A 26,370-nucleotide genomic window follows, 5' to 3' on the forward strand; every position below is an offset into this window, starting at 1 on the left:
TATTGGGCCCAAAACGGGGGCGTTGAGAATCTAACGCTTATGAGGGGGCTTTCGCCGGAATTTCGGGTTTTCGCCGAATATAACTGTACTTTTGACACTTTTGCAGTTATTGTCTAAGCGCGCAAACAGCCCCCGATCCATTGGACCAGGGGCTGTATTCATTACCCTTTCACCGCGCCGGCGACAACGCCTTTGACGATGTATTTTTGCAGGAAGATAAAGACGATGATCGAAGGCAGTACCGCCATCACCATAGCGGTCATCGCATATTGCCAGTCGGAGGTGTATTGTCCGACGAAGGTGTATGCGGCCAGCGTCAGCGTTTTGGTTGCCGGCGAGCCGTTAACCATCAGCAATGGGAGCAGGAAGTCGTTCCAGATCCACATTACGTCGATGATGATGATCGTAGTGGTGACCGATTTCAGCAGCGGGAAGATGACGCTGAAGAATAACCGGAAGCCGGAGGCGCCGTCGATCGTAGCGCTTTCGTCGATTTCCTTCGGAATCCCCTTCACGAAGCCGTGGTAGATGAACAGGGCCAGCGGAGCGCCGAAGCCCCAGTACAGAATACCAAGTCCCCACGTGCTGTCGGAGAGATGGAGGTTCTTCGCCATCTGCAGCACCGTCAGCATGATCGATTGGAACGGAATCAGCATCGGCATGATGCAGATAAAGTAGATGATCGAGCTGGCTTTGGATTTCGTGCGGGCCAGCTTGTACGCGGCGATGGACGAGATCAACACGATCCCGGCCAAGCCGAGGATGGTCACCACCGCATTATTCAGGAACAGCCGCGGGTAGTTGATAAACTCCCATACATAGCTGTAGTTTTCGAAAGCCAGCTTCTTCGGCAAGGCGATGACGTCGGTCATGACCTCGGAGAAGCTCTTCAGCGAGTTGATGATCGTCAGGAACAACGGATACAGGAACAGGATTGAGAGCAGCACCATCACGATTTCCAGGATGATGCGGCCAGCCGTATTCTTTTTCATTACGCCTCAACCTCCCTGCGTTTGAAGATCGTCAGCTGAATCGCTGTAATCATCAGCACGGCGACGAACAGGATCAGCGCTTTCGCTGTACCATAGCCGTACAGGTTGTTCTGGAACGTATCGCGGTAAATGTCGTACGCCACACTGTACGTCGTGCCGCCAGGGCCGCCGCCGGTCAAGGACAGGATGACGTCAAATACCTTAATCGAGTTGGTCAACGCCATAAAGACGGAGATCGTAATCGATGGTGCAAGCAGCGGCAGCGTCACGTTAAAGAATCTGCGGAATGGGCCCGCGCCGTCCACGGTTGCTGCTTCCTTCAAGTCATCTGGAACCGATTGCAAACCTGCAATGTAAATGACCATGTAAAAACCAATCGATTGCCAGATGGAGACAAACAATATCGAAATGAAGGCGAGTCCGGGTTCCCCCAGCCAGCTTAGCGAGAATATGCCCCATCCGGTGCTTTCGCCAAGGGACTCAAAGCCTTGCATAAAAATGAACTTCCAGATAAAGCCGACAATCACCAAGCTGAGAATGTACGGAATAAAGAAGGCGGCTCTCAGCCAGTTGGTCGTCTTCAGCTTCATATCCAGCACCAGCGCCAGCAAAATCGCCAGTACATTGATGATTACGATATACAGAATCGCGTATTTAATCGTAAACCAGGCGGCCTGCGAGAAGTTCGCGTCGCCCATGAAAATTTGCTTGAAATTGTCCAGTCCGATAAATTTCGGATGCTTGGATATCCCGTTCCACTTGGTCAGGGAATAACGGATCGTCATGACAAACGGATAATAGAAGACCGCGATGATGGCAATTAGAATCGGCAGGGTAAATGCGCCAAACTCTAATTTCTCGTCCCGTTTTCTCCCTAGTTTGAACATAATGGCACCTCTTTTTCGTGACGTATTGGTTTAAACAGCGGTGTTACCGTCTCCCCTATACACTTGGGCTTTTTCGACTATAATGATTATAAAACAGCGGTTTTGCCGTCAAAATGGATTTAAGAAAACAGTTAAGGGTAAAAAGGTGAACTCGCTTTTTTGCCCGAGGTACTAGAAATGAGGAGCTATGTTCAACCGCATCCGAAGCATGCTGACAACGCTTACTGACCGGATTTCGCGCAGGCTGGTCAATAAGCTTGTTTTGTTGTTTACGACGATTATTATTCTAGTGGTTGGTCTTCTGACGATTATCTCCTATGAGATGCTAGAACAAGAATCCGTGGAGCACAGCATGATCAGCACCACCAACAATCTGAAGCTGATTAATCAGAAGCTGGAAGATTACCTCGCCGGCGTGGAACAGATGTCTCTTCCGCAGATTCACTACGAGGACATCCTGCAGGCGATTATGAACGAAGAATCGGATTATGCGTCGAAAATGTACCTGGAGGACTATCTGCGTGAACTGTTTTACTCGCGGAACGACCTGGAGAGCATTTATCTCTATTTGATCGACCAACACAAATACTACTCCATTACGCGCGAAGCTTATAACGTTTCGGTTCGGGTGAGCTATCAGGAAGACATTCCGAATCAGCCGTGGTACAAGCAGGCGATGGAGAGCCGTCATAACGAGGCCTATCAATCGTTTATCGTGCCGGGGGCGAAGTCGGGTTACAACATGACCGTGGAACCTGACTTTATGGGGTACCACCGTGTGCTGCGCGCCTTGGTGACTCGCGAGCCGAAAGCGATCGTCTCCTTCTATTTGAAGCCAACGGTCAAAGACCAGATTCTGAAGGATGTTCCGTTCGAGAAAGGCGAGCATCTGCTTTATCTGGATCCGAACAATGTTCCTTTTCATGTGGATGATCCTGCTTTTTTGGAGCAGATTGAGGATGCGCCATGGCTCGCCCGGCTTGACAAGAACGGTTCTAAGAAGCCGGTCACCTGGACCGATGAGGCTGGCGATAAATATTTGATTATTTACAACATTGAAGCGAACGGAGGTTGGAAGCTGGTCAAACCGATTCCGTACAGCAACCTTTACGCGGCTGCCAGAGCCACGCGGAATATCGGATATTTGATCGGCTTGATTTTTTTGTTGATTTCGCTCATTCTGGTGACTTTGTTTTCCAATAAAATTACGAGTCCGCTCAAGGATTTGTCTCTTCAGATGCGCCGCTTTAGCGAAGGGACCTTTGACGCGGAAATCCCGGTGAAAGGTCGGGACGAGATCGCTTATTTATCCCGGCATTTCAACCGGATGGTGCGGCGGACCAACGATTTGATCAATGAGCGCTACAAGATGAAGCTGGTTGAGAAGAACGCGATCCTCAAGGCACTGGAGGCCGAGATTAACCCGCATTTTCTGTATAATGCGCTGCAGGCAATTTCGACCAAAGCGCTCAAGAGCGGGGATGACGAAGTGGCCGATATGGTGGATGCCTTGGCGCTGACGCTAAGATATTGCATAAGTGGAAAAGACATCGTGAACGCTAGGGAGGAGCTGAAGCATATCGAACGTTATCTCGCGTTACAGAAGGCCCGGTTTGGCAGTCGTCTGCAGGTAACGGTCGAGTGGGAGGAAGCGCTCAAGGAGCTGCAAATTCCCAAGCTGTCCATTCAATCCCTGGTTGAAAACTCCATTAAGCATGGGCTAGAGAAAATGTCGAGCGGCATCTCCATTCGTATTCGTGCCGAGCTGGGGGACACGCATGCGGTAATCTCCGTCAGCGACAACGGTCCAGGTATTTCTCCGGAACAGATGGAGCAAATCCAGGCGTCCTTCCTCCAAGATTGGGAGGAGCAGGAAGGAGAGAACATCGGGCTCAAAAATCTGTATACCCGCTTGAAGCTTCTCTATGGGAAAGAAGCGGAGCTACGGATCCAGAGCGATGAGCACGGGACGGAGATGTGTATGTTAATACCGCGGGGGGGCAGCAGTCATGTATAAAGTATTGATTATCGACGATGAGGAACCGCTTCGCGAAGCGATTCGGATTTTAGGGAATTGGCAGGAGCTTGAGGTGGATGAAATCCGGGAAGCAACGGACGGCAAGATGGGACTCGCCATGCTGGAACAATACAAGCCGGATATCGTTATGGTGGATATGAAAATGCCGGAGCTGAACGGGGTCGACTTCCTGCGGATTGTAGAGGAGAAGTATCCCGAGCTGCTGACCATTGTGATCAGCGGGTATGACGACTTTGAATACACCCGTCAGGCGATTCATGCCAAAGTGGTCGATTATTTGCTGAAGCCGGTCAATCGTCAGGATTTGAATCAGGCGCTGCGCAAGGCGGTAGATGTGCTGAATGCCAAACGCGAGCGACAGAAGGAATCGATCACTCGAAACATTGCGTTTAATATGTCGCTCCCGAAATTAAAGGAGAAAATCTACTTTTCCATTATTGAACGGAGCTTTAAGAAGCAGAGCAGCCAGGCGTTCCTCTCGTTAATTGGGGCGGATGAACCGGATCATCGATTTGGGGCGCTCGTCCTGCGAATCTTGAACATGGAAGCCGTGCAGGACAGCCGGTTCCATCGCGACCGGGAGCTGCTCCATTTCGCGGTGGCCAATGTGATTAATGAGATCGTGGTGGACAATCTGCAGTGCTTCAGCTTTGCCAATCCGAAGCAGGAGCGGGAAGTGATCGCCGTCTACACGGTGAAGGGGGGCTACCCGCAAGAGATCGCTTTTCGTGCAGGGGAACTGATGCGGAAAATCGTTTCGACGTTAAGCGATCTGTTTGGCATGCTGGCAGCCGGAGGGATCGGCCGGTATTGCGAGGATGTGCTGAACCTGGCTGAATCGTATGATGAGGCCGTTGCCGGCATTCAGAGCATCGACCTGCTGAAGCTCAAAGGGATCGCCGTCATTGGAGAAGCGGACAAGGCAGCGAACAAGGAGACGTTCTCCTTCTCCAACCGGATGCCGATCTTGCGGGGAGCGTTAGAGGCAGGCAATGTAAACCATGCCAAATCGGTGATGGCCGAGTTTACCAAGAGCATCAAGGCCGCCGGCTTCTTCAGCATCGGCGCAGCCAATCGGTTGCTGCGGGAAATCGTCGTGCTGATGAATGACACGGCTTCGGAGCTGGGCGTTCCGGCGGACAAGCTTCCTTCCCCCGGCGTGGATCGTTCGTTGCAAGCGCTTGGAATCTGCACGGATGTGGCTACGTTTGATCAGTTCGAGGCCTTGCTGCTCCATCTAACCGAGTATTATCACGAGCAAGTCCGCCGCTCCATGGCCGCAGGCCGTCCATTCAGCGTCGAGGTGATCAAGGAATATATCGACCATCACTATTTTGAGGACATCAAAATCTCCATGTTCACGGAGAGATTTTTTTTGAGCCGCGAGTATTTGATGAAGCTGTTTAAGCAACAGTATGGCTGCGGCATCCATGAATATGTGCAGAAGGTCCGTATGGATAAGGCGAAAGAACTGCTTGACGATTCGTCGCTCAAAATTCAGGAGATCTCGGAAATGCTGGGTTATAAGGATAAGAACTATTTCAGCAAGGCGTTCCGGAATTACTATGCTTTGTCACCGTCCGAATACCGCCAGCAGCAGGAGGAGGAAAGGGGCAAAAAGTGAACTCGCGACCGGACTTCACTTTTTTACCCTTTTTTCGCCACATATCTACATTTTATTACCCGACTCCTTTCATTAAAATAGGGAGCATAGTTAATATTAACCATAAAGAAAGTGGGGGCAAAGTAATGAAGAAAAAGATTCTGGCCTTATCGTTCAGCCTGGTGTTGATCATGGGCCTGTTGTCCGCATGCGGAGGCAACAATAACGCGGCGAATAACGGGGCAAGCAACACAGGTGCCGGTAATGGCGCGGCGACGGATGATTCCAAACCCGTAACCATCAATATGTTCACGGCTTCTCCGGAATATACCGACGCGTTTAACGCCTACATTGAGGAATATAAGAAAGTGAAGCCAAACGTGACGATTAACCTGGAAATCATGCAGGCGGACTACAACACCGTATTAAAATCCAGAATCGCAGCGGGAAGCACGCCTGACGTATTCCAAACTACGGCGGGTGGGGATATCGACACCTTTGCTGAGTACAGTGCGGATTTGACGGATCAACCGCTGGCTGCGGCCATGACGGATGCGGTACGCGCCAATATGACTTCCTCCGACGGTAAAGTGCTTGGCTTGCCGGTTAAAGGGAACTTGTTCTCCTTAATCTATAACAAGCAGCTGTTGGATGAAGCTGGCGTGATGACATTCCCGAAAACGACAGCGGAGTTGGACGACGCCATCGCTAAACTGGAAGCCAAAGGCATTACGCCGTTTGCGAATGCGTATAAAGAATGGTGGGTATGGAAACACATCTTCCAACATTTCGTGAACGCTGCCGCTCAAGACGCTGGCGTAACGTCGCAAGATCTGGTGAAGAGCTTTATTGCCGGTGATGCGAAAATCAAGGATTATCCGGCGCTGTACGACAGCTTCTTTAACTTCATCGATACGACGGTGAAGCATGGCACCGACAAACCGCTGGAACGCGACAGCAATGCGCAAGTCAGCGACTTTGCATCCGGCAAAGCGGCGATCATGACAGGGAAAGGTGCATGGGACGAAGAAGCGATCAAGAAAATTAACCCAGACATTCAAATCGGCATTGCCGGCTATCCGGTCAGCGACAAAGCAGATCAATCGATGATCATCACCGGTGCGGACCAAGCTCTGCGCATCAATAAAGACTCTGCGGTCGTCAACGAAACGATCGAGTTCTTTAACTGGCTGTATACTTCCGACTACGGCAAGAGCTGGTTCTCCACGATTGCGAAGGTTATTCCTCCAATCAAGGACGCTCCGCTTCCAGAACTGGATATGCCGAAGCAAATGAACGAAATTCTGAAGTCTGAGCCATCGGGTGACCTGGCGATCAACTATTCGCTGGATACGTTCCATCAAAAATTCGGAGAAATCATGCAAGCTTACATCGGCGGCAGCAAAACAAAAGATCAAGCTGTGACCGAAATCGAGCAAGCATGGGTACAACTGGGTTCGGCGGAATAAACATCGAGAATCTCGGTTGTTCGTAAACCACAAAATGAACCCGGCACCATCTATCGGTGCTGGGTTTTGCTTTTACTTAGGACAGGTAAGGAGTGTGCGAGGGTGATGAATCAAATCGAGCTTCGGGAAAACGGCTTACATCTCGTATTGGAAGTCACCGACGAGCAGGATGTGCGGCTGCTTCATTTTGGGGCAAACGCGCTGAATGAAGCGGTGATCCAGAAGGAGCAGAAACCGGGCTTCCGCCTGATGGAGCTGCAATTAACTGGAGAGGACCGGGCTGAGTATCACGGACGAACCCACCGGGCATCGTACCCGGGACTACGGATGGTGTATGCCGGCCATACCAAAGGACGCAACGAGTTGGGGAGGAAGCTGGAAATTGCGCTGCGCGACCCGAAGACCGGGCTGCAGGCGGTGCAGCACATCCAATTTTACGACGGGGTGCAGACGGTCCGGGCTTGGGCAGAACTGTACAATGCCGGGCCGGAAGCAGTAGGTATAGAGTACATTTCTTCCTTTGCATTGACCGGTTTGGATAAGGAAGGCAGTCAGGATCGGGACGAAAAAATATGGCTGTCCATCCCCCACACCGGATGGCAAAGCGAGCTGCAGTGGCGCACTTACAAATTGCCTGAGCTCGGCTTATCCCATTTGACGGACCGCAGCTCCAAGCGGATCTCCTGCAGCAATACGGGTTCCTGGTCGGCGGCCGAGCATATCCCGATGGCTGTCCTGGAGAACCGGGAGGCGGGGAGCGTCTTGTTCTGGCAAATCGAGCATAACGGCTCTTGGCACTGGGAGATCTTCGACCAGGTGGACCAACTGACCTTGCTCCTCAGCGGTCCGACCGAGCACGATAACCATTGGTGGAAATCGCTTCAGCCTGGCGAGCGGTTTATCAGCGTACCGGTTGCCGTTGGCGCGGCCAATGGCGGCTTTGAGGAAGCGATCGGCCAGCTGACCGCTTACCGGCGCCGGATTCGCCGGCCAAACGCGGATAACCGGGAGCTGCGGATTATTTTCAACGATTATATGAATTGCCTTTGGGGTTCACCCACGACGGCGAAGCTGCTGCCATTGATCGATGCCGCCGCCGAAGCGGGCTGCGAATACTTCTGCATCGATGCCGGCTGGTACGCTCCGGGTGAGTGGTGGGACGGCGTGGGAGAATGGCTGCCGTCTTCAGAACGGTTCCCGGAAGGGATCAAGTACGTGTTGGATTATATCCGGAGCAAAGGAATGGTGCCGGGATTATGGCTTGAGCTGGAGGTTATGGGCATCAACAGTCCGAAGCTGGCTGACACGGACGACAGCTGGTTCTTCATCCGGCACGGCAAACGGGTGATGGACCGCAGCCGATACCAGCTGGATTACCGCAACCCGAAGGTGGTGGCCCACGCCGATGAGGTCATTCGCCGCTTGGTGGAGGACTATGGTGTCGGCTATATCAAAATGGACTACAACATCAACGCCGGAATCGGGACGGAAACAGCGGCAGACAGCTTCGGCGACGGACTGCTGCAGCATAACCGCGCGTACTTGGCTTGGCTGGATCGGATTTTCGAACGCTATCCGGAGCTCGTCATCGAGAACTGCTCCAGCGGGGGGATGCGGATGGATTACGCGATGTTAAGTCGTTACAGCATCCAATCGACCAGCGACCAGGAGAATTACGTGAACTATGCGGCCATCGCCGCTGCATCCCCGTCTGCGCTGACGCCGGAGCAATCCGCCATCTGGTCGTATCCGCTGCGGGAAGGCGACGATGAAGAGGTCGTCTTCAACATGGTGAATGCGCTGCTGCTGCGTGTGCATCAGAGCGGTCATCTGGCAGAGTTAAGCCCGCGGCGCCGGGAGCTGGTGAAGCAGGCGCTGGACTATTACAAGACGATTCGCGCGGACATTCCAGAGTCGTTGCCGTTCTGGCCGCTGGGGCTGCCCAAGCAGCAGGACGACTGGATCAGCCTGGGCCTGCGCCGGCCGGACAGCGATACGGTATATCTGGCCGTATGGCGTACGCGCGGGGAAGCCTCGTCTCAAGCCTTGCCGCTTCCAGCGCTGCAAGGGGAGGCGCTGGACATCCGCTGTGCCTATCCGCAGGACTTGGTTTGCGCGTGGAACTGGGATGCCGCTGCGGGTCAGCTGACGGTCACCTTGCCTTCCGCACCGTCTGCCCGATTGTTCGAAATCCGCCGTAAACGGTAGGAAGTTTATATCTAAAGATCCGCATCGCTGCTTTTTGCTGGAGATGTGGATCTTTTTTTTGAACCTATGGAATCCTAGTGTTGTTGACATGAAACCAAATGGTGTCATATAATCACTGTTATTAGGAAACCTTTTGGTTTCATATTAACTGAACAATCATGAGTAAAAAGGAGAATAGACGATGGAACAAAACAATACGGGCAAGCTGCCGGATATCCGGCACACGATCCTGCTCAATGCACCCATCTCGCGGGTATGGGAGGCTGTAGCTACGTCGGAGGGGATTGCCGCCTGGTTTATGCCAAACAGCTTCCAGCCGGTATTAGGGTATGAGTTTGTCCTGCATGCCGGCCCGTTCGGAGACTCCCCGTGCAAGGTGACGGAATTGGAGCCGCCGCACCGGTTATCGTTTAATTGGGGCAAGGATTGGACGGTGACCTTCGAGCTGGAGGAAAAAGGGGAGCAAACTGAATTTACATTGATTCACGGCGGGTGGACCGTCGACCAAGTTACCGAATTCGGCGAGGCGCACGAGCTGGTTCGCGGCCGCATGGATCAAGGCTGGACCGGTATCGTCGTCAAGCTGGCCGAATACGTACAGGGGTAAGCCATGGCGGAGGCAGCCTCTGCAAAACATGACGTGTTCCAGGCGATTGCCGACCCAACGCGCCGGGAGCTTCTGAAGCTGCTGAGCGGGCAAGAGCTGCCGTTGAAGGACATCAGCAGCCGGTTCCCGATCAGCCGGACCGCGGTATCCAAGCACCTGCGCATCTTGGCCGAAGCCGGACTCGTGCGCGAGCGCAAGGTCGGTCGGGAGACGCGCTATCGCCTGGACGCCGACCCGCTGCTGGAGCTGAAGCGCTGGCTGGCGTATTTCGAGCGGTTCTGGGAGAACAAGTTGTCCCTGCTCAAGCACTATGTTGAATCCGAACCGGGCGCGGAACCGGCGGGACTTCGCCCCGTCCCGACGCCGCCGTCCGGCAGCGCAAGCGAGACTCCGGGCGAATAAATGAAGCCTCCGGCTGCACCTCAATAGGTGGTAAGCCGGAGGCTTTCCTCCTGTTCACGGCGGATTACTGGTCTCAGGGATTAAAAGGGGGCCGGACATCCTTCTGGCTTGGACAGGCTGTCTTCCCCGGGTCTCCCATCTGGTATATAATGGGTGTGGATTATTTCATCATGGCAAGTTACTTCCAAAAAACGCTCAAGGAGGTTGTTGACATGAAGTACGTCAGTTTGGGAAGAACCGGATTGAAGGTCAGCCGTTTGTGCCTGGGAACGATGAATTTTGGGCCAACGACGGATGAGAAGGAAGCGTTTAAAATCATGGACGCTGCGATTGATGCCGGCGTCAATTTCTTCGATACGGCTAACGTCTACGGCGGTACGTCGCATCGCGGCTGGACTGAGGAGATCATCGGCCGTTGGTTCGCGCAGGGCGGCGGTCGTAGAGAGAAGGTCGTGCTGGCGACGAAGGTGTACGGAGCGATGAGCGATCCTGCGTCGGATCCGAATGAAGGCAGTTCCGGCTTATCGGCCTACAAAATCCGCCGCCATCTGGACGATTCGCTGCGGCGGCTCGGCACGGACCATATCGAACTGTACCAGATGCATCATGTCGACCGGAACGTTTCTTGGGATGAGTTATGGAATGCTTTTGACATCGCGCAAAAACAAGGCAAGATCGGATACGTTGGCGCCAGCAACTTTGCCGGGCGGGATCTTGTGAAAGCCCAATATGAGGCGAAAGCCCGCGGGGCGCTGGGCCTTGTCTCCGAGCAGCATAAGTACAGCCTCCTGTGCCGTCTGCCGGAGCTGGAGGTTCTGCCTGCAGCCGAGGAGCTGGGGATCGGCGTCATCCCGTGGAGCCCGTTGGACGGAGGGATTCTCGGCGGGAATCTGAATCCGCAGCCGGGCTCGCGTACGGCCAAGCAGACCGAACGGATCGAGAAGCTGCGCCCGCAGCTGGAGCGGTTCAGCCAGCTGTGCAAAGAGCTGGGCGAATCGGAAGCCACGGTGGCCCTCGCCTGGACGCTGGCGCATCCGGCGGTTACGGCGCCGATTATCGGGCCGCGCACGCTGCAGCAATTTGAGGAATCGCTGCGGGTTGTCGAAGTCGAGCTGAGCGAGGAGACGCTGAAGGCCATCGACGAGATCTTCCCGGGTCCGGGCGGTGAAGCGCCAAAAGCCTACGCCTGGTAAAAGGCTATGCGAGGAAGGAGAACGAGACGATGATGCGATACGTACGGGGCACGGACCTGGACATGAACACGATATATCAGGCGTTTCAACGCGGTTTTGCCGATTATATCATCCAATTTAATTTGACCGAAGCGGAGTTTGCGGATCGATTTTTTGGTCCGGAAGGCAATGCGCGTGAGCACTCCTTCGTGGCTCTCGACGGCGAAGAACCCGTGGGGGTTGTCTTGGGCGGCAGCAAGGTCTACGAGTCCGTCCGAACGATGCGCTGCGGCGCGCTGGCCGTCAGCCCGGAATACCGCGGCAAGGGAGTAAGTGCAGGTTTGATGGGCCTGCACCGGGAGGAGGCGCTGCAAGCCGGTTGCAAGCAGTTGTTCCTGGAGGTCATTGCCGGGAACGACCGGGCGATCGCTTTTTATCTAAAAAGAGGATACCGCCGTGTGTACGACGTCTCGTTCTTCACCCTTCCCGATGCTTCCCGACTGGAAGCCCCGCTTGGGGCTTCTGCGGGAGTGCCGGTGGAGCAGATTACGTTCGAGACCTTCGCCGATCTGGTGGGCCCTTGGAGATATTTTCACATAAACTGGCAAAACGATTTGGAGTATCAGCAGCGAACTCCTTCCAACGTCTATTACGGCGTTCAGGTGGACGGTGAATGGGCCGGAGGGCTCTCGATTAGTCCAACTGGCAAGATTAATATGCTGATTGTCAGCAATCGGCATCGGGGACAAGGCTTGGCCACCCGGATGCTGGTCGCTGCCCGCGAGGAATTAGGCTTCGTTAAATTCACAGCCTCTTTGCCCGATAATGCCTTGCTGGAAGGATTTTTGGACCGGCACGGGTTTGTTCGCGATAAAATCAGCCTGCATGAGATGTACCTGCGCTTATAAAATGGGGGCATACCGGACCTAAAGTGTTGACATTGGCCTTGGACATCGTTTATCATCATGTAGACCAATCGGTCTAATCTTACGCGGAAAGGTACCGGTATGCATGCCCAATCAGAATCCAACCCGACAGTTGCTGATCGAAACGACGGCCAAGCTGCTGCAGAGCCAAGGGTATAACGCGACGGGGCTGAACCAAATCACCCAAATGAGCGGTGCACCCAAGGGATCGTTGTATTACCATTTCCCTGAAGGCAAAGAACAACTCGCGTGTGAAGCTGTCGTTTACACCAAGAACGTCACTTTGGCGAGCTTGCGCGCCGTGCTGGAATCCACAGAAGATGCAATTGGGGCCGTGCAAGCGCTGCTGCTTCTCATTGCCGAGAACTATGACCGCGAGGATGCGAAGCTAGGGGTGCCGATTGGCATCGTCGCCCACGAGACCGCCCGCAGCAACGAGAATATTCGTCAAGCCTGCTGCGAAGTGTATGACGCCTGGATCGCTGAATTGGAGAAGAAATTTATCGCTTCCGGCTACAGTGCGGAAGAATCGGCGGATTTAGCCGTTCTGATCAATGGGATCGTAGAAGGTTCGATCATCATGTGCTTAACGCAAAAGAGCAGCCAACCTTTGCACACGGCAGCTCGTTTGATTCCGCGGCTCTTTCCTGCCTGAGCCCCGTTGCTCGGAGGCCCTTGCGGCAGAAGAAGGAAGCGAGATCGCGCCCCTTTATTTTAAATTTTATATATAGAACGGTCTATTCAGTCGCCAGCACGAACCCCAAGGCATGCTTTGCCTTGTTCATATATATGAAACCTAGAGAGAGACGCAAAGTCCAAAAATAGGAGAAGATGGAGGTAACCCTACAAATGAATACATCAACGATGTCATCGGCTCAAGGCGCCGGTGTGGAAGGGATCAGGCGTTTACCAATTACAATAGCCCTGGTCATCGGGGCCTTTGTGTCCATATTAAATGAAACCTTGCTGAATGTGGCCTACACTGACTTGATGCAAGAGCTACACGTGGGGCCTTCGACGATACAATGGCTTTCTACTTCTTATATGTTAGTGATTGGGATTCTGGTGCCGATTACGGCGCTGTTGATTCAATGGTTTACGACGAGGCAGATGTTCCTGTCGGCGATGATTCTGTTCCTGGTCGGAACGGTCGTTTGCGGTATTGCGCCTTCGTTTGGCGTGCTGCTTCTCGGTCGGATCATTCAGGCGATTGGAACAGGGCTGCTGCTTCCGGTGATGATGAATACCATTCTGACGATCTATCCTCCGGAAAAAAGAGGCGCGGCCATGGGTACGATCGGCCTGGTCATCATGTTTGGTCCGGCGATTGGTCCTACCCTGTCCGGCCTGATTCTGGATGTGTTGGATTGGCGTTGGCTGTTCTATCTGGTGATTCCGCTCGCGGTATTATCCATCGTCTACGGAGCGCTGTATTTGCGGAACGTGTCGGTATTGACGAAACCGCGGGTGGATCTGCTGTCCATTCTGCTGTCGACGATTGGCTTCGGCGGCATCGTATACGGGTTTAGCCACGCGGGCGAAGGTGAAGGCTGGTCGAGTCCTGTCGTCTACACTTGCCTGGTCGTCGGATTTATCGCTTTAATCTTGTTCGTTTGGCGGCAGCTGCGGGTCTCTGAGCCGACCTTGGACGTCCGCGTCTTTAAATACCCGATGTTCACCTTGTCGGCGATGCTGCTCATGGTCATGATGATGACCTTGTTCTCGACGCTGATTATCCTGCCGATGTACCTGCAGGGCGCACTGCTGTTGGCACCGTTCGCAGCCGGTCTCGTCTTGCTTCCCGGCGGGGTAATCAACGGTCTGATGTCGCCGGTGGCGGGGCGGCTGTTCGATAAATTCGGTCCGCGCGCGCTGATCGCGCCGGGGCTCATCATCGTTATCGCCACCTTGTGGTTCATGCGCGGCTTGTCGACGGACAGCTCGACCGGTGAGGTCATCGCCTTGCATATCACGTTATTGATCGGGATTTCCTTGGTGATGATGCCGGGGCAAACGACGGGGCTGAATCAGCTGCCTCGCAACTTATATCCGCATGGCACCGCGATCATGAACACGCTGCAGCAGGTGTCAGGCGCGATTGGTACCGCGCTGTTCATCAGCATCTTCTCGCATGGCCAAGAGCGTTACCTGAAGGCTTCGGCAAATCCGCAGGATCCGGCCGAGCTGGGGAACGCGCTGGTGTCCGGCATGCACCAAGCCTTTACCATTTCGATGTACGTTGGCGTGGTGGCGTTGTTGATCGGCTTGTTCTTGCGCCGCACCTACGCGCCGGAGGAAACGCAGGCAGCTGCGGGCAGCCATCCGGAGTTTAAGCCGGAGGTTCAACCGGAATCACGTTAATCCTAAGGAATTCAAAGGCCGTCTATGCTCCAGACGGGCAAAGACCGGTTCGGTGGCAAGCTTCCATCGGACCGGTTTGTTGCGTTTACCAAATGTGAACATTCTGGAAAACTTGAGGATTTCGATTGATCATCCGGCAACTAACAGGGATGATGGAATAGGGGATTATGGCTTACCTGCAAATGGGGAGCAGGCAAGAACCAAGATGAACGGAGTGAGTTTTTCGTGCCTATTTCATCCCGTATGATCGGTGTGCTGCTGGCGCAGGTCGGCACGCCGGCGGAGCCGACGGCCAAGGCGGTGCGGCCCTTTTTGCGCCGTTTTCTATCCGACCGGCGCGTGATCGATTACCCGCCGCTGCTGTGGCAGCCGCTGCTGCGCGGCGTGATCCTGGCCGTTCGCCCCAAGCGCTCGGCCCGGCTGTATGCCCGCATTTGGGGCGAGGAGGGTTCGCCCCTGCTGGCGATCTCGCGCCGGCAGCAAAGCGGCCTGCAGCAGCGCCTTGGCGAGCGCTATAAGGTTGAGCTGGGCTTCGCCTACAGCGAACCGGACATCGCCCAGGCGGTAAGCCGCCTGGAAGCAGCGGGGGGGGACCGTATCCTCGTGTTGCCGCTGTATCCGCAGTACTCGTCCACGACCACCGCCGCCATTTATGATGCGGCTTGCTTTGCCGCCCTCGGCAAGGACCGGCGCTCGGGTTCATCCGCGAAGCGCTTTGTGCCGGAGCTTCGCCTGGCGGGCGCCTTCTTCGACCATCCCGGCTATATTCGCGCGATGCAGACGCATCTAACCGCACTGCTGCAGCGCCTGCCGCAGCCGCCGGATCACTTCCTGCTGAGCTTTCACGGTATCCCGCAGCGGTATGCCGACGGCGGCGACCCGTACCCGGAGCAGTGCCGCGAAACCGCGCGCCTCTTGGCGGAGGCGATGGGCTGGACGCCTGAGCAATGGGATATCGCGTACCAATCGCGGTTTGGTCCGGAGACGTGGCTTGGACCCTCCACGGCAGAGCAGCTGCAGCGCTTGGTCGACCGCGGCGTGAAACGGCCGTTGGTGTTTACCCCCGGATTCGTCACCGACTGTCTGGAGACGTTGTATGAACTGGGGATTGAGGCGAAGGAGGAGTTCATTGCCCGATGCGGCGGCACCGTGGGCGATGATGGATTTACGGTCGCCCCCTGTTTAAACGATCAGCCGGATTGGCTGGACGTCCTCGCGGAGGTTGTCCGGACCCAAACGAAGGGCTGGATCGACGACTAATTGAACGCGGCCTGAAGCCGCAAGCTTTCCAAGGGAAGACAACTTCCCGAAATGGCTATACTGACAACAAGAAAGTACATAAGGAAGGGGCATCCGTTTATATGGAACGGTTTTTTAAGTTGAAGGAACATGGAACGACCATTCGAACCGAGCTGTTCGCTGGGTTAACCACCTTTCTGGCGATGGCCTACATCCTGGTCGTAAACCCCGCGGTGCTTAGCGCTGCGGGGGTTCCGTTTGATCAGGTGTTTATGGCTACGGTGATTGCGGCGGTCATCGGCACGCTGTTTATGGCGCTGTTCGCCGGGCATCCGATCGCCATCGCACCCGGCATGGGGTTAAACGCCTACTTTACGAGCGTTGTCGCCAGCACCGGGTTGTCTTATCAGACAGTGCTGGGCACGGTGTTTTTTGCCGGGGTACTGTTTCTGCTGCTGAGCTTCACCCGGCTGCGGGAAGCGCTGATCCGCGCCATTCCTGATTCGCTGAAATTCGGTATTACCGCAGGTATCGGGTTATTCATCGCCTTTTTGGGGCTAAAAATGTCCGGTATCGTCGTGGCGAATCCCGACAACCTGGTGACGTTTGGCGATTTGCACCGCTCGGTGACTTTGCTGACCTTGTTTGGCGTCTTTGTCACGCTGGTGCTGATGGCCCGCCGTGTTCCCGGCGCGCTGTTTATCGGCATGGCGCTGACCGCGGTGCTTGGTTATTTCACTGGCCAGCTGAAATTGGACGGCTTCGTATCCGTCCCGCCGGCACCGGTCTTCTTCGATCTGGATTTGTCCGGCGTCTTTAGCCAAGGGCTGTATACAACCGTATTCGCATTTCTGCTCGTCACGTTGTTCGACACGACCGGCACGCTGATTGGCGTTACTGAACAAACCGGCGCGATGAAGAACGGCGAGCTTCCCCGGGCCAAGGCCGCGCTGCTCGCAGATGCGACGGCAACCACCATCGGCTCGATGTTTGGTACAAGCCCTACGACCGCCTACATCGAGTCGACGACCGGCGTGGCTGCGGGCGGCCGCACCGGCCTAACATCGCTCGTCGTCGCCGGACTGTTCCTGCTGTCGATGTTCATCTCGCCGCTGGTGGGAGCCATCTCTGGTCTTCCGGCCATCACCGCACCCGCCTTGATCATCGTCGGCTGCTTTATGATGGAAGGGCTGGCCCGGATTCAGTGGAAATCGTTCGACGAGGCGTTTCCGGCCTTCGCCATCCTGCTCATGATGCCGCTCACCGCCAGCATCGCCACCGGGATCGCCGTCGGGTTCATCACGTATCCTGTGATGAAGCTGGTCAGCGGCAAAGGGCGGGAGGTTCATCCGCTGCTTTACGTGTTTGGCGTGATCTTCGTGATTCAGCTGGCCTTTTTCCCGGCGCATTAGGAAATTGAAGAAGATTTTGTTACCCGTTTTAACCTGGGTGAGACCCTTTTTTCGGTAGGCCGTCATATAATGAACCTGTAAGCCATACAATGGAAATCCTGAGGCGGTAATTCGCTGGATGTGCTGACATAGAAAGGCGGACCTGACATGAAAAATTGGTTTACAGCGCTGCTTCCCCTGGCGCTCATTGTAATGTTGCCCGGGCTGGATGCCCATGCGCCGTCGTCCTTCGGATTCCTTCCGGGAGCGGGAACGGGAGCCAAGACGTCGGCCGTTGGAACGGCGGAGCTTAAGTTCCCCGATACGGTCACGGTATACTTGAACGCTGTGAAGCTTGGCTCTGACGGGGCAGTTCTCACGGCGGACCCGATCTTGTGGTATCAGGGGGATGAGGCGGCGGCGATCTTCGCAGAACGCGAACCGGATGCCGGGATTGACGGACCGCCGGACGGTTATTATATCGTAAATGAGACGGAGGAATCGGTGACTTATCCGGTTTCTACGGATGCTGAAGTTGTGCTGCAAATTTATGACCGGACCGGCAAGCCGGAGGATATCGAAATTAGGGCAAATGAAACCGTAACCTTACAGAAATTCAGCAAGTTATTCCAAAATACGGATCTGCTGGATCTCAGCCAATTCCCGTATCATCTCACGCTGAAGGATGGCAAGGCCGTCCGGATCGTGCAGCAATATGTGCCGTGAAATCCTGCATATGCATTAGACCAAAGTCGGAGCGTTCACTCCGGCTTTTTCATTTGGGTGTTGCTGATAAAATCGTGTAGCACAATTTTGCAGTTGTAGTATAATATTTCCTTAGACATAGTTCTTTGTACCTAAAATTTCCTATTGCGCCATTAGGATGAGCCTCACTTCAAGGGGGGAGAACGGATGAACGCCCACCAAATTCATAACAAAAACATCTGGATGTTAAAATTGCTTGTCGGCTTGTTTGTCGTTGCCAGTGTGCTGCAAATGCTTGTCCATCGGCATGTCGAAGTGGCGCAACCGATCTTGGGCGCTTCCCTGCTCTTGGTGCTGGCCGGATTTGTTATCAGACGCCGCTGGCCGCGTCTTACGATGATTTTAACGCTTGTGATGCTGTTCATTTACCTCAATGTTATGGTATTCACGGATTTGTCCGTGACCAGTTATATATTCCTGGGGCTGCTTCCGCTCCTCAGCTTGATGTATCATCATTATCTTGCGGTCGCTGTGGCAGGTGCACTTCATCTCCTGTCGATGCTGTATTTCGCGCTCGCAGACCGCGGGGCGCTGCTGACCGGTAAGCTGGAACGCGCCGACGCTGCTTTTTTTCTGGTATACGGCCTGTTTATTCTATCGTTTTGCTTGATCTATGTGTTGACCACGAAGATGTGGACGCCGCGCGCCGAAAGTGGCAAACAGCAATTGAACGATATCCTTGAAAGCGTATCCGTTGGGGTCTGGACTTATGATCTCAGTACAATGGAGTTGGAGGTTTCTGCCGGATTCGAGCAAATTACCGGATATTCGAGCGAGAGTTTGAAGGGGAAGCAGGTGCAGGAGATCGTTTACCCTGAGGACTTAAAGCTATTCTTCGAGATCCAGCATGAACTCATCCTCCAAAAAACCAACTCCGTGAAGGAATGCCGCATCGTTCGGCCGGACGGCGAAATCAAATGGCTCCAGAACCGGGCACGACCGTATTTCAACGCGCACGGGCACCTCGTAAGGCTGGAAGGAGTCATTATTGAAATTACGGAACGGAAGCAGCTAGAGGAAAAGATTCAATTCTTGGCCTATCATGACGAGCTGACTGGACTTGCCAATCGGGCAAAATTTAATGCGAAATACGAAGAAACACAGGGGCGAGGAGAGCCGGTCGCCCTGATGTTCCTGGATCTGGACAATTTCAAGGAAGTGAACGATACATACGGCCATGAAGCCGGGGATGAATTGTTGAAGCATATCGCAGGCCGGCTGGTTTCCCTGGTCCGGGCACAGGATATGGTTTGCCGTTTGGGCGGGGATGAATTCGTGATCCTGCTGGTGAACTTGCAGGAGGACGGGGTATTAAAAGTGCTGGACCGCATTCGATCCAGCCTGGCTGAAGGTTATGTGTATCGGGGAATGCGCATCAGCATCTCGGCCAGCATTGGCATCAGCCTGTCGCCGGACGGGAACGCCAGCTTAGAGGATATGCTTCGGCTCGCCGATGCAACGATGTATGACGTCAAGCGGGGCGGCGATTCGATCCGGATGACCGCTGAACCAAGCACGCCGCTGCCCAGCTGACTTACTTCTTCTCCCCTCTGTTTTCTTTCCGCTCCAAATAGATAGCTCCGAGCCACTGGCTTGCCGCAAACAAGACCACCATGCCAAGGACCAATAGAAAGCGGTTGTCTCCCTTGCGCAGCAGCAGCTGCAGCAGGAACAAGGCGACCGCCACCTCGGTCCACACCAGGCCGCGTTTGCGCAGCGCCTTGAGATCGTACGCTCCGGAACTCATTTTCCGCAAATTCCAAACGGCGATCACAGCGAGGATAAGGAGAAAGATCAAAGATCCAATCAGGTCTTCTGTGGAGAACATGGACAATACGCGAACCCCTCTTCTACGGTTTTGGTACAACTTACTTGCATTTTAGCTTAAGCCGTCAGGTCATGGCAAACGAATCGAATACATCGGCTTGCGAATTCTAGCCTAATGCCCTTTGTCAAGGACATATCCAACAGCCATTATTTCAAAAGTAAGATATCTTCTTTTTAACGAGATAAAAAGAGGATGATGGAGAATGGCGATCACCAAATTTCTCAAGCTGGTGGAAATCCAGACGAAGGCCGCAAGTATGATTCCGCTTCTGTTCGGCACGGTCTATGCTGTCTATCGGTTCCATGTGTTTGAGCCTTGGCATTTTGTGCTCATGCTGATTTCCTTGCTCAGCTTCGACATGACCACGACGGCGATCAACAACTATGTGGATTACAAAAAAGCGAACCGCAAGCACGGCTACGGCTACGAAAAACACAATGCCATCGTAAAATACGGCATGAATCCGGCCGCGGTGCTAGCACTGATTATTTTGTTGTTCATGATCGCGGTGACCGCGGGAGTGCTGCTCTTCCTTCAGACCGGGTGGCTGCTGCTGTTGCTTGGCGCGTTGTCGTTTGCGGTCGGCATCTTGTATTCTTTTGGGCCGATTCCGATTTCTCGGATGCCGCTGGGCGAAATTTTTTCCGGACTGTTCATGGGATTTGTTATTATATTTGTATCGGCTTACATCCACGCGGGCGACCGCTTGGCTTCACTGACACTGCAGGGCGGTACGGTAGTTCTCCAAGTTCATTTGCTGGAGACGCTGCTGGTATTTCTCATCTCCATACCGGCGATTCTTGGCATTGCCAACATCATGCTGGCCAACAATATTTGCGATATGGAAGAGGATATCGACAACAAACGCTACACCTTACCGATCTACATTGGAAAAGGGCCGGCGCTGATGTTGTTTAAGTTGCTCTATTATGCGGCCTATGTAGATGTCATCGTACTGGCGATCCTGGGGGTTCATCCGATTATTCTGCTGCTCGTGCTCCTCACAGTGGTGCCAGTGTCAAAAAATATCCGAACGTTTACCGCGCAGCCAACCAAGCAATTGACGTTTGGCTTGTCGGTGCAAAATTTCCTGCTAACCAATATGGCGCGTATTCTCGCGTTGGTTGTCGCCGCCGTTCTGCCCTTCTGACGATGGGACCCCGCGGCGAGGCATCCATGTGATCCGGGCCTGACGCGTGGGTTGGCAGACTTGAGGAGGAAGCAAAGACACGATGGACAATAGGGGCAAGCTGCGGATTGGAATGGTCGGCGGCGGTTGGCGGGCTGAATTTTATTTGCGCATTGCCCGCGCGCTGCCGAAGCGTTTTGAAGTTAGCAACATTTATATGCGGGACGAAGCAAAAGGCCGGGAAGTCAACCGGACTTGGGGCGTCCCGGTCACGTCACATTGGGAGGCGTTCCTGGAGCGGCGGGACTTCGACTTTGTGGTGTTGTCGTTGCCGCGTACGGTCACACCGGAGTATCTGGTCCGGCTCGCCGCAGCGGGCATTCCCGTTCTGACGGAGACGCCGCCGGCGGCCGATCTGGCCGGGCTGCACCAACTCTATGCAAGCGTGGGATCCGCAGCGAAAATTCAAGTGGCCGAGCAGTTCCTGTTCCAGCCGATGCATGCGGCTCGCCTTGCCGTCGTGCGGTCTGGCCTGCTGGGCGAGGTGTCGCACGTGCAGGTATCGGCGGGGCACGGCTACCACGGCATCAGCCTGATCCGGCAACTGCTCGGGGTGGGATTCGAGGATGCGGAAATCCGCGGGGAGCAGATTCAGTCCCCGCTGGTTCAAGGCCCCGGCCGCGGAGGCTGGCCAGTGGAGGAACGGATCGTCACCTCGTCCCAGACGATCGCGCTGTTGCGGTTCGGCGAGCGAACGGCATTGTTCGATTTTACCTACGATCAATATTTCTCGCCGATCCGGCGTCATCGCGTGCTGGTGCGCGGCGTCCGGGGTGAAATCGACGGCACCGAGCTCCGCTATCTCCGTGATTACCGCACCCCGGTGGAGCTGCAGCTGCGGCGGGTGGATGCCGGCCAGAACGGCAGCCTTTTGGGGTATTACCACGAGGGCGTGCTGGCCGGCTCCGAATGGGTTTACGTAAACCCGTTCCGGCCGGGACGGTTGACGGACGAAGAGATCGCCATCGCCACCAGCTTGGAGAAGATGGGGCAATACGTACATGGAGGCCCTTCGTTCTACAGCTTGGCGGAGGCAGCCCAGGACCAATACCTGTCCTTGATGATGGAGCAGGCAGTCCAATCTGGGCAGACGGTGCGGACCGAGCGTCAGCCTTGGGCCATCTAAAAACAACAAAAAGTTCATGTGCGCCCGGCATGGGCGATAACTAGGCGGTGAAAGTCCGCTACAGGACTCATTTTTCCAAAGCGGAAGGAACTAACTATTCTAACGCAAAATGGGGCCAATTGGAGAGACTCCAATCTTTAGGATGGGACCCTTACACATCTTCCATATACGGATCTGCGTTGCAAGTATACAAGTAATGAATAGTATATAATATATAGTGAGGTGATCGAAGTGAACAAAAAGTTACTTATTGGAATGTTCGCCCTCGGTTTTGCTGTTACTTCTTCTTTATACGCGGTACGTGCTAATGCATCCGTTGAGAAGCAAATTAACCAAAACCTTAACAGCTTGGCCGAACAGTTACAAACGGAAGTCACTAATAAAACTGAATTAGCCATGAGTAGTAATCCCTATGATTACATCAAGAACAGCGAAGAGTATGCAAATATTGTAAATCTCGGAACAGATGCTGTTCCAATTTTAGAAAAGAAAATCGATGAAAGTGAAGGAAGCGGTCTTTTTGATTACATTTTTTCAGTTGCTATCGAAGAAATCACAAAAGTAAACCTCAAAGAAGAGGAAAGTACAGCTTGGGATACTGGAGACAAGTTCTCGGAGAAATGGAAGGCAAAACTTAAGACACTTCCTGAAGAAGTTGAAAAAATCGCTAATTCTGAATTAACTGAAGATGAGAAAATTACTTCTCTAAAAAAACTGGGTCTTCCTGCTGTGCCATTTATTATTGACCAACTTGAGGCAGGTAAAACTGAACTTTTCCCAGCAGTTCAGTCTTTGGTTCCGGATAGTCAAACGAAGTCCTTGAAAATGACTGACATAGTACAATGGGCAAAAGAAAACAAGGATAAATTTGATGACCTTAAAGAGTATGTTTTAAGCAAAAAATAATAATAGTCCAACTTGAGGTTGTAAGTGATCCTTTCAAGTAGAACTTATTGGGGCTGTAATTTGACTAAATCGCTCGGATGGAAAGTCAGGGACTGACCCCATAGTGTGGGACAAATAAAAACACCTTCAAGAAAATTTGCCCATGTCGTAAGATATGGAGACAACCTTGGAGGTGTTTTTTTTTCATTGGGAACAAGAGTTAGTTATCCCCCTAGAAGTTAAAATGAAGGCAATTGAAATGAAAATGTCTGGTACACCGGTGAAGGAAATTATGGAGCAATTAAATATCCGAAATAAGACACAAGCGGAAACTTGGATGAGATGGTATCGCAATGGCGAGCAGAACCGTTTAGAGCAGCCAGTAGGTAAACAATACAGCTATGGCAAAGGACCCGAACATACCTCGGAATTAGGGAAGGTTAAGGCGGAGAACCGGTTTGTGAAACAACAACTAGAGCTGCTAAAAAAGTACAACGAGATGGAGAGGGGGCATCGTCAAAGATTGTAATAGAGTGGATTGAGTCGATTCGAGGAGAAGTGAGTGTGCAACAAGCTTGCGCCTGGATCGGAATCCCTCGCGCCACTTACTATCGCTTGAAGGCAAGGGAGAAAATAAACTCGAGAACCACATGGTAGTGAAAATTCGCGAACTCTGAATCCGGCATAAATATCGCTATGGATACCGAAAAATCGCTGCTTTGCTCCGGATGAAGTGTCCGGTAAACCACAAATGTGTACGGAAACAACCAGTCACCGATTCATTTCCGACAACTGGCTGTTTAATCTTGAGAGGTGCTTTGATCCCTGTCTCACAAACGGGGATAGTCCCCAGTCCCTGAAGATTCACTATGCTTTTTTTGCATGAAGGGGGGCGTTAAGACCGTCGCTTCGGCGCAATCATCAGCCCTGCACCGATAGCGATCAAGGCAATCGCTAATAACGGTTGGCCGAAGATCAGGCGGTTGTACAACGCGCCCAGCGAGAAGACGGCGAAGAACAATAACGAAAGCACGGTCAAAATGTTGATCGGGATCAGCAGGTATTTATTGCGGTTCCCGAACCAGTAAAACTCGAACAACCCCACGGCCGGAGCCAGAATGAAGCCGGGCCACAGGTACTGCCAGCTGTCAAATAATGTTGAAAGTTGACAGACGAGCCCGACGGTGAAGAGAATTCCCCCGGGGATGAGCAGCCCGGTTGCCTTGCGCCCAACGACCGAGAAATACAACCAGTGGAAGAACAGACCGAGCGGAAGGACAAATAAGGTCGGCCAGAAGGTGCCGAACAGCGTTCCCGCGCTGATCGCTTCCTTGCGGAAGAAGAAGAGATAGAGGCCTAGCAGGATGAGCACGGGCCCAATCCATGATTTTTTATTCCAATTCATACGCAAACTCCTTTGTTTATGTACTTATCTGTGATCAGCATACTACAAAAGCCGAAAGAAGACTTCAGTCTCTGGGGGAGACAAGAGCTGGACTTTAGTCCAGTTCCCCTGCCTTGGAATAAAAACAGCCCGGGGAAGAAACGCTAACCGAAGGAACAGGCAGGGCGGCCTTTCCATCCATCAGATCCTACTGAGGAGGTTAGAACAACATGGGAAATAACAAGCAGCATCGCAAGCCGGGCACCGGAAACGGCAGCAGCAACGGGCAGAATCAAACGACCGGTAACGGCGGAGAAGCGCAGAACGGACGCTTGGCGACGATCAAGAACCATAGCACTGAAGGCGGAGAGACGCTGAACGAATACATTTCCGGCCATGATAAGTACGAGGGATAAGCCGAAAGCCGAAAGCCGCTGCACAGGATTGTGAGCGGCTTTTTTCGGCGATGCCATCTTGAAGTAGCTAAGATACTTTGATGTTATTTTTGCGTGCCGTGCTGCTTGGTTGGAAGCTGGCCGGCCGGGTTGCCGTGCCCGCGCTTTTTGTTTTTGGCTTGCTTCTCCTGTTGATCGTGAACCTTCTCGACAAATTCGTGCAGATTTTCCATGAGGTTGATCGTCTCCTTGCTTGAAATAGGGTAGGTTGCAGATCCACATAGATCCGACTCTTCTGGATTACTATACCCCGTTCATGCCTTTTTCATCAGGTCGGGATGCTCTATACTTGCCTTCTTCGGACATGTACAATGAAGGGGACAACCACGGAACCACTTGCATAAGGAATGGGCGATTCGTGCCGCTGAAGCGGGCAAACATGTATTGTGCGAGAAGCCGCTGGCGTTGACGGCCGCCAAGGCGGAGGAAATGGCAGCGGCCGCGGACAAAGCCGGGGTCCTGCTGGCAGAAGCGTTTATGTACGGTCGAGTTATAGATTTGAAAAATAAAACGCGGGTTTGCTTGAGAGCGCTCAGGCAACCCGCGTTTTTGTATTTGGACAGAAGCCTTATTCCGGCTTACCAACGTACATGTCATTCGGATGCGAGCCTTTGCGGCGATTGAGGTTCAAGCCGCTAATCTGCTCCATTTCAGCGTCCGACAGCTGGAAGTCGAACACGTTAAAGTTCTCCTCAATCCGAGACGGGGTGACCGATTTCGGGATCACGATCGTATTGTTCTGCAGATGCCAGCGGAGGACAACCTGTGCCGGCGTCTTACCATGGGCTTCGGCGATGGACTTCACCACCGCATCGGTCAGCACCTCACCGCCTTGCTCCAGCGGGCTCCAGGCTTCGATGTAAATATCATGCTTGGCGCAGAACGCTTTCAATTCGGTCTGAGTCAGGTGCGGATGGCATTCCACCTGGTTCAACACCGGCTTAATTTCCGTTTCATTCAGCAGACGCTCCAAATGCTCGATTTCGAAATTGCATACGCCAATCGCTTTAACGCGTCCATCGCGGTACAGCTTCTCCAACGCCTTGTAGGTTTCCACGTACCGGTCGACTTTTGGCATCGGCCAGTGAATCAAGTACAAATCGACATAATCGAGACCAAGTCTAGCCAGACTTTCGTCATAAGCTCGGAGCGTACTGTCGTAACCCTGGTCGCTGTTCCATACTTTCGTGGTGATGAACAGCTTCTCACGAGGGATACCGGACTGCTTAATCGCCTTGCCGACCCCCACCTCGTTGCGGTAGATCATCGCCGTGTCGATGGAGGTGTAACCTACCTCCAGCGCCTTGGCGACTGCGGCCGTAGCCTCCTCATCAGGCACCTGCCAAACTCCGAACCCTAGCTGCGGCATCTGTAAACCATTATTTAAAGTGATGAATTCCATGACGCGTCGCTCCTTCTTTGGTGAATGTTTCCTAATTTCAG

The 26,370-nt window shown here is 53.5% G+C and carries 27 protein-coding genes and 1 pseudogene; 22 read left to right on the plus strand and 6 right to left on the minus strand.

What is annotated here, in order from left to right; genetic code table 11:
- Window positions 1-161: 161 nt before the first annotated feature.
- Together M3G15_RS11060 and M3G15_RS11065 are read right to left on the minus strand one after the other, a co-directional pair.
- Window positions 162-992 (minus strand): carbohydrate ABC transporter permease, encoded by an 831-nt coding sequence (locus M3G15_RS11060; protein ID WP_009223605.1) that lies wholly within the window; start codon window positions 990-992, stop codon window positions 162-164.
- The gene (locus tag M3G15_RS11065; RefSeq protein WP_009223606.1) at window positions 992-1,879 is read right to left on the minus strand and encodes a carbohydrate ABC transporter permease; all 888 of its coding nucleotides are present in this window, start codon (window positions 1,877-1,879) and stop codon (window positions 992-994) included. Before M3G15_RS11065 ends, M3G15_RS11060 begins: the two co-directional genes overlap by 1 nt.
- A 187-nt stretch (window positions 1,880-2,066) precedes the next feature.
- Between M3G15_RS11065 and M3G15_RS11070 the strand changes: the two genes are divergently transcribed.
- The 14 genes from M3G15_RS11070 (at window position 2,067) to M3G15_RS11135 (ending at window position 19,593) form a co-directional block, all read left to right on the plus strand.
- Complete coding sequence (locus tag M3G15_RS11070) at window positions 2,067-3,896, plus strand: sensor histidine kinase (RefSeq protein WP_260070929.1); 1,830 nt, start codon at window positions 2,067-2,069, stop codon at window positions 3,894-3,896.
- Window positions 3,889-5,541, plus strand: coding sequence for a response regulator transcription factor (locus M3G15_RS11075; protein WP_260070930.1), 1,653 nt, complete (start codon window positions 3,889-3,891; stop codon window positions 5,539-5,541). The genes M3G15_RS11070 and M3G15_RS11075 overlap by 8 nt, the downstream gene beginning before the upstream one ends.
- A 125-nt stretch (window positions 5,542-5,666) precedes the next feature.
- A complete protein-coding gene (locus tag M3G15_RS11080) occupies window positions 5,667-6,989 on the plus strand; it encodes an ABC transporter substrate-binding protein (protein ID WP_009223625.1) in 1,323 nt (440 codons plus the stop codon).
- Window positions 6,990-7,094: 105 nt separating this feature from the next.
- Window positions 7,095-9,197, plus strand: a complete 2,103-nt coding sequence (locus tag M3G15_RS11085) for a glycoside hydrolase family 36 protein (RefSeq protein WP_260070958.1) — start codon at window positions 7,095-7,097, stop codon at window positions 9,195-9,197.
- Window positions 9,198-9,378: 181 nt separating this feature from the next.
- Window positions 9,379-9,804, plus strand: coding sequence for an SRPBCC family protein (locus M3G15_RS11090; protein ID WP_260070931.1), 426 nt, complete (start codon window positions 9,379-9,381; stop codon window positions 9,802-9,804).
- 3 nt (window positions 9,805-9,807) lie between these two features.
- Window positions 9,808-10,206 (plus strand): ArsR/SmtB family transcription factor, encoded by a 399-nt coding sequence (locus M3G15_RS11095; protein ID WP_260070932.1) that lies wholly within the window; start codon window positions 9,808-9,810, stop codon window positions 10,204-10,206.
- A 212-nt stretch (window positions 10,207-10,418) separates the two neighbouring features.
- Window positions 10,419-11,399, plus strand: a complete 981-nt coding sequence (locus M3G15_RS11100; RefSeq protein ID WP_009223629.1) for an aldo/keto reductase — start codon at window positions 10,419-10,421, stop codon at window positions 11,397-11,399.
- A 29-nt stretch (window positions 11,400-11,428) separates the two neighbouring features.
- Window positions 11,429-12,286: a GNAT family N-acetyltransferase gene (locus M3G15_RS11105; protein WP_260070933.1), complete on the plus strand. Its 858-nt coding sequence runs from the start codon at window positions 11,429-11,431 to the stop codon at window positions 12,284-12,286.
- A gap of 103 nt (window positions 12,287-12,389) precedes the next feature.
- Window positions 12,390-12,959 carry a TetR/AcrR family transcriptional regulator gene (locus M3G15_RS11110; protein ID WP_260070934.1) on the plus strand — a complete coding sequence of 190 codons (570 nt, stop codon included), beginning with the start codon at window positions 12,390-12,392 and terminating at the stop codon, window positions 12,957-12,959.
- 209 nt (window positions 12,960-13,168) lie between these two features.
- On the plus strand, window positions 13,169-14,665 hold the full coding sequence (locus M3G15_RS11115; RefSeq protein ID WP_397376615.1) for an MDR family MFS transporter: 1,497 nt from the start codon (window positions 13,169-13,171) through the stop codon (window positions 14,663-14,665).
- Window positions 14,666-14,890: 225 nt separating this feature from the next.
- Entirely contained in the window at window positions 14,891-15,925 is a 1,035-nt protein-coding gene (gene hemH, locus M3G15_RS11120; RefSeq protein WP_260070936.1) for a ferrochelatase, read from the plus strand.
- A 101-nt stretch (window positions 15,926-16,026) separates the two neighbouring features.
- A complete protein-coding gene (locus M3G15_RS11125; RefSeq protein WP_260070937.1) occupies window positions 16,027-17,316 on the plus strand; it encodes an NCS2 family permease in 1,290 nt (429 codons plus the stop codon).
- 147 nt (window positions 17,317-17,463) lie between these two features.
- Window positions 17,464-18,021, plus strand: a complete 558-nt coding sequence (locus M3G15_RS11130; RefSeq protein WP_009223635.1) for a hypothetical protein — start codon at window positions 17,464-17,466, stop codon at window positions 18,019-18,021.
- 186 nt (window positions 18,022-18,207) lie between these two features.
- Window positions 18,208-19,593 (plus strand): diguanylate cyclase, encoded by a 1,386-nt coding sequence (locus M3G15_RS11135; RefSeq protein ID WP_260070938.1) that lies wholly within the window; start codon window positions 18,208-18,210, stop codon window positions 19,591-19,593.
- Window position 19,594: 1 nt separating this feature from the next.
- Here M3G15_RS11135 and M3G15_RS11140 read toward each other — a convergent pair whose 3' ends face one another.
- Window positions 19,595-19,807, minus strand: a complete 213-nt coding sequence (locus M3G15_RS11140; RefSeq protein WP_157273311.1) for a hypothetical protein — start codon at window positions 19,805-19,807, stop codon at window positions 19,595-19,597.
- A 283-nt stretch (window positions 19,808-20,090) separates the two neighbouring features.
- Between M3G15_RS11140 and menA the strand changes: the two genes are divergently transcribed.
- The 6 genes from menA to M3G15_RS21675 all read left to right on the plus strand — a co-directional run bounded on the left by menA (window position 20,091) and on the right by M3G15_RS21675 (window position 23,948).
- A complete protein-coding gene (gene menA, locus M3G15_RS11145; RefSeq protein WP_260070939.1) occupies window positions 20,091-21,038 on the plus strand; it encodes a 1,4-dihydroxy-2-naphthoate polyprenyltransferase in 948 nt (315 codons plus the stop codon).
- An 82-nt stretch (window positions 21,039-21,120) separates the two neighbouring features.
- Window positions 21,121-22,203: a Gfo/Idh/MocA family protein gene (locus M3G15_RS11150; RefSeq protein WP_260070940.1), complete on the plus strand. Its 1,083-nt coding sequence runs from the start codon at window positions 21,121-21,123 to the stop codon at window positions 22,201-22,203.
- Between the two features lie 47 nt (window positions 22,204-22,250).
- Window positions 22,251-22,400: a DUF7689 domain-containing protein gene (locus M3G15_RS21755; RefSeq protein WP_430050387.1), complete on the plus strand. Its 150-nt coding sequence runs from the start codon at window positions 22,251-22,253 to the stop codon at window positions 22,398-22,400.
- A gap of 34 nt (window positions 22,401-22,434) precedes the next feature.
- Window positions 22,435-23,109, plus strand: coding sequence for a hypothetical protein (locus tag M3G15_RS11155; protein ID WP_016314271.1), 675 nt, complete (start codon window positions 22,435-22,437; stop codon window positions 23,107-23,109).
- Window positions 23,110-23,281: 172 nt separating this feature from the next.
- Window positions 23,282-23,617: a helix-turn-helix domain-containing protein gene (locus tag M3G15_RS11160; protein ID WP_260070959.1), complete on the plus strand. Its 336-nt coding sequence runs from the start codon at window positions 23,282-23,284 to the stop codon at window positions 23,615-23,617.
- Window positions 23,618-23,765: 148 nt separating this feature from the next.
- Entirely contained in the window at window positions 23,766-23,948 is a 183-nt protein-coding gene (locus M3G15_RS21675; RefSeq protein WP_083791409.1) for a helix-turn-helix domain-containing protein, read from the plus strand.
- A 35-nt stretch (window positions 23,949-23,983) separates the two neighbouring features.
- Here M3G15_RS21675 and M3G15_RS11165 read toward each other — a convergent pair whose 3' ends face one another.
- A complete protein-coding gene (locus M3G15_RS11165) occupies window positions 23,984-24,493 on the minus strand; it encodes a hypothetical protein (protein WP_009223641.1) in 510 nt (169 codons plus the stop codon).
- 209 nt (window positions 24,494-24,702) lie between these two features.
- Here M3G15_RS11165 and M3G15_RS11170 point away from each other — a divergent pair, with 209 nt between their 5' ends.
- Window positions 24,703-24,888, plus strand: a complete 186-nt coding sequence (locus tag M3G15_RS11170; RefSeq protein ID WP_009223642.1) for a hypothetical protein — start codon at window positions 24,703-24,705, stop codon at window positions 24,886-24,888.
- Between the two features lie 83 nt (window positions 24,889-24,971).
- Here M3G15_RS11170 and M3G15_RS11175 read toward each other — a convergent pair whose 3' ends face one another.
- Window positions 24,972-25,100 carry a DUF4023 family protein gene (locus M3G15_RS11175; protein WP_016314269.1) on the minus strand — a complete coding sequence of 43 codons (129 nt, stop codon included), beginning with the start codon at window positions 25,098-25,100 and terminating at the stop codon, window positions 24,972-24,974.
- A gap of 157 nt (window positions 25,101-25,257) precedes the next feature.
- Here M3G15_RS11175 and M3G15_RS11180 point away from each other — a divergent pair.
- A pseudogene (locus M3G15_RS11180) lies at window positions 25,258-25,410 on the plus strand (Gfo/Idh/MocA family oxidoreductase); the annotation flags it as partial.
- 85 nt (window positions 25,411-25,495) lie between these two features.
- On the opposite strand, the gene M3G15_RS11185 reads toward M3G15_RS11180, so the two are convergent.
- Window positions 25,496-26,329, minus strand: coding sequence for an aldo/keto reductase (locus M3G15_RS11185; RefSeq protein ID WP_009223643.1), 834 nt, complete (start codon window positions 26,327-26,329; stop codon window positions 25,496-25,498).
- Window positions 26,330-26,370: the final 41 nt, after the last annotated feature.

Origin of the sequence: Paenibacillus sp. p3-SID1389 (assembly GCF_025151705.1) — a bacterium.
Lineage (GTDB): Bacteria > Bacillota > Bacilli > Paenibacillales > Paenibacillaceae > Fontibacillus > Fontibacillus phoenicis.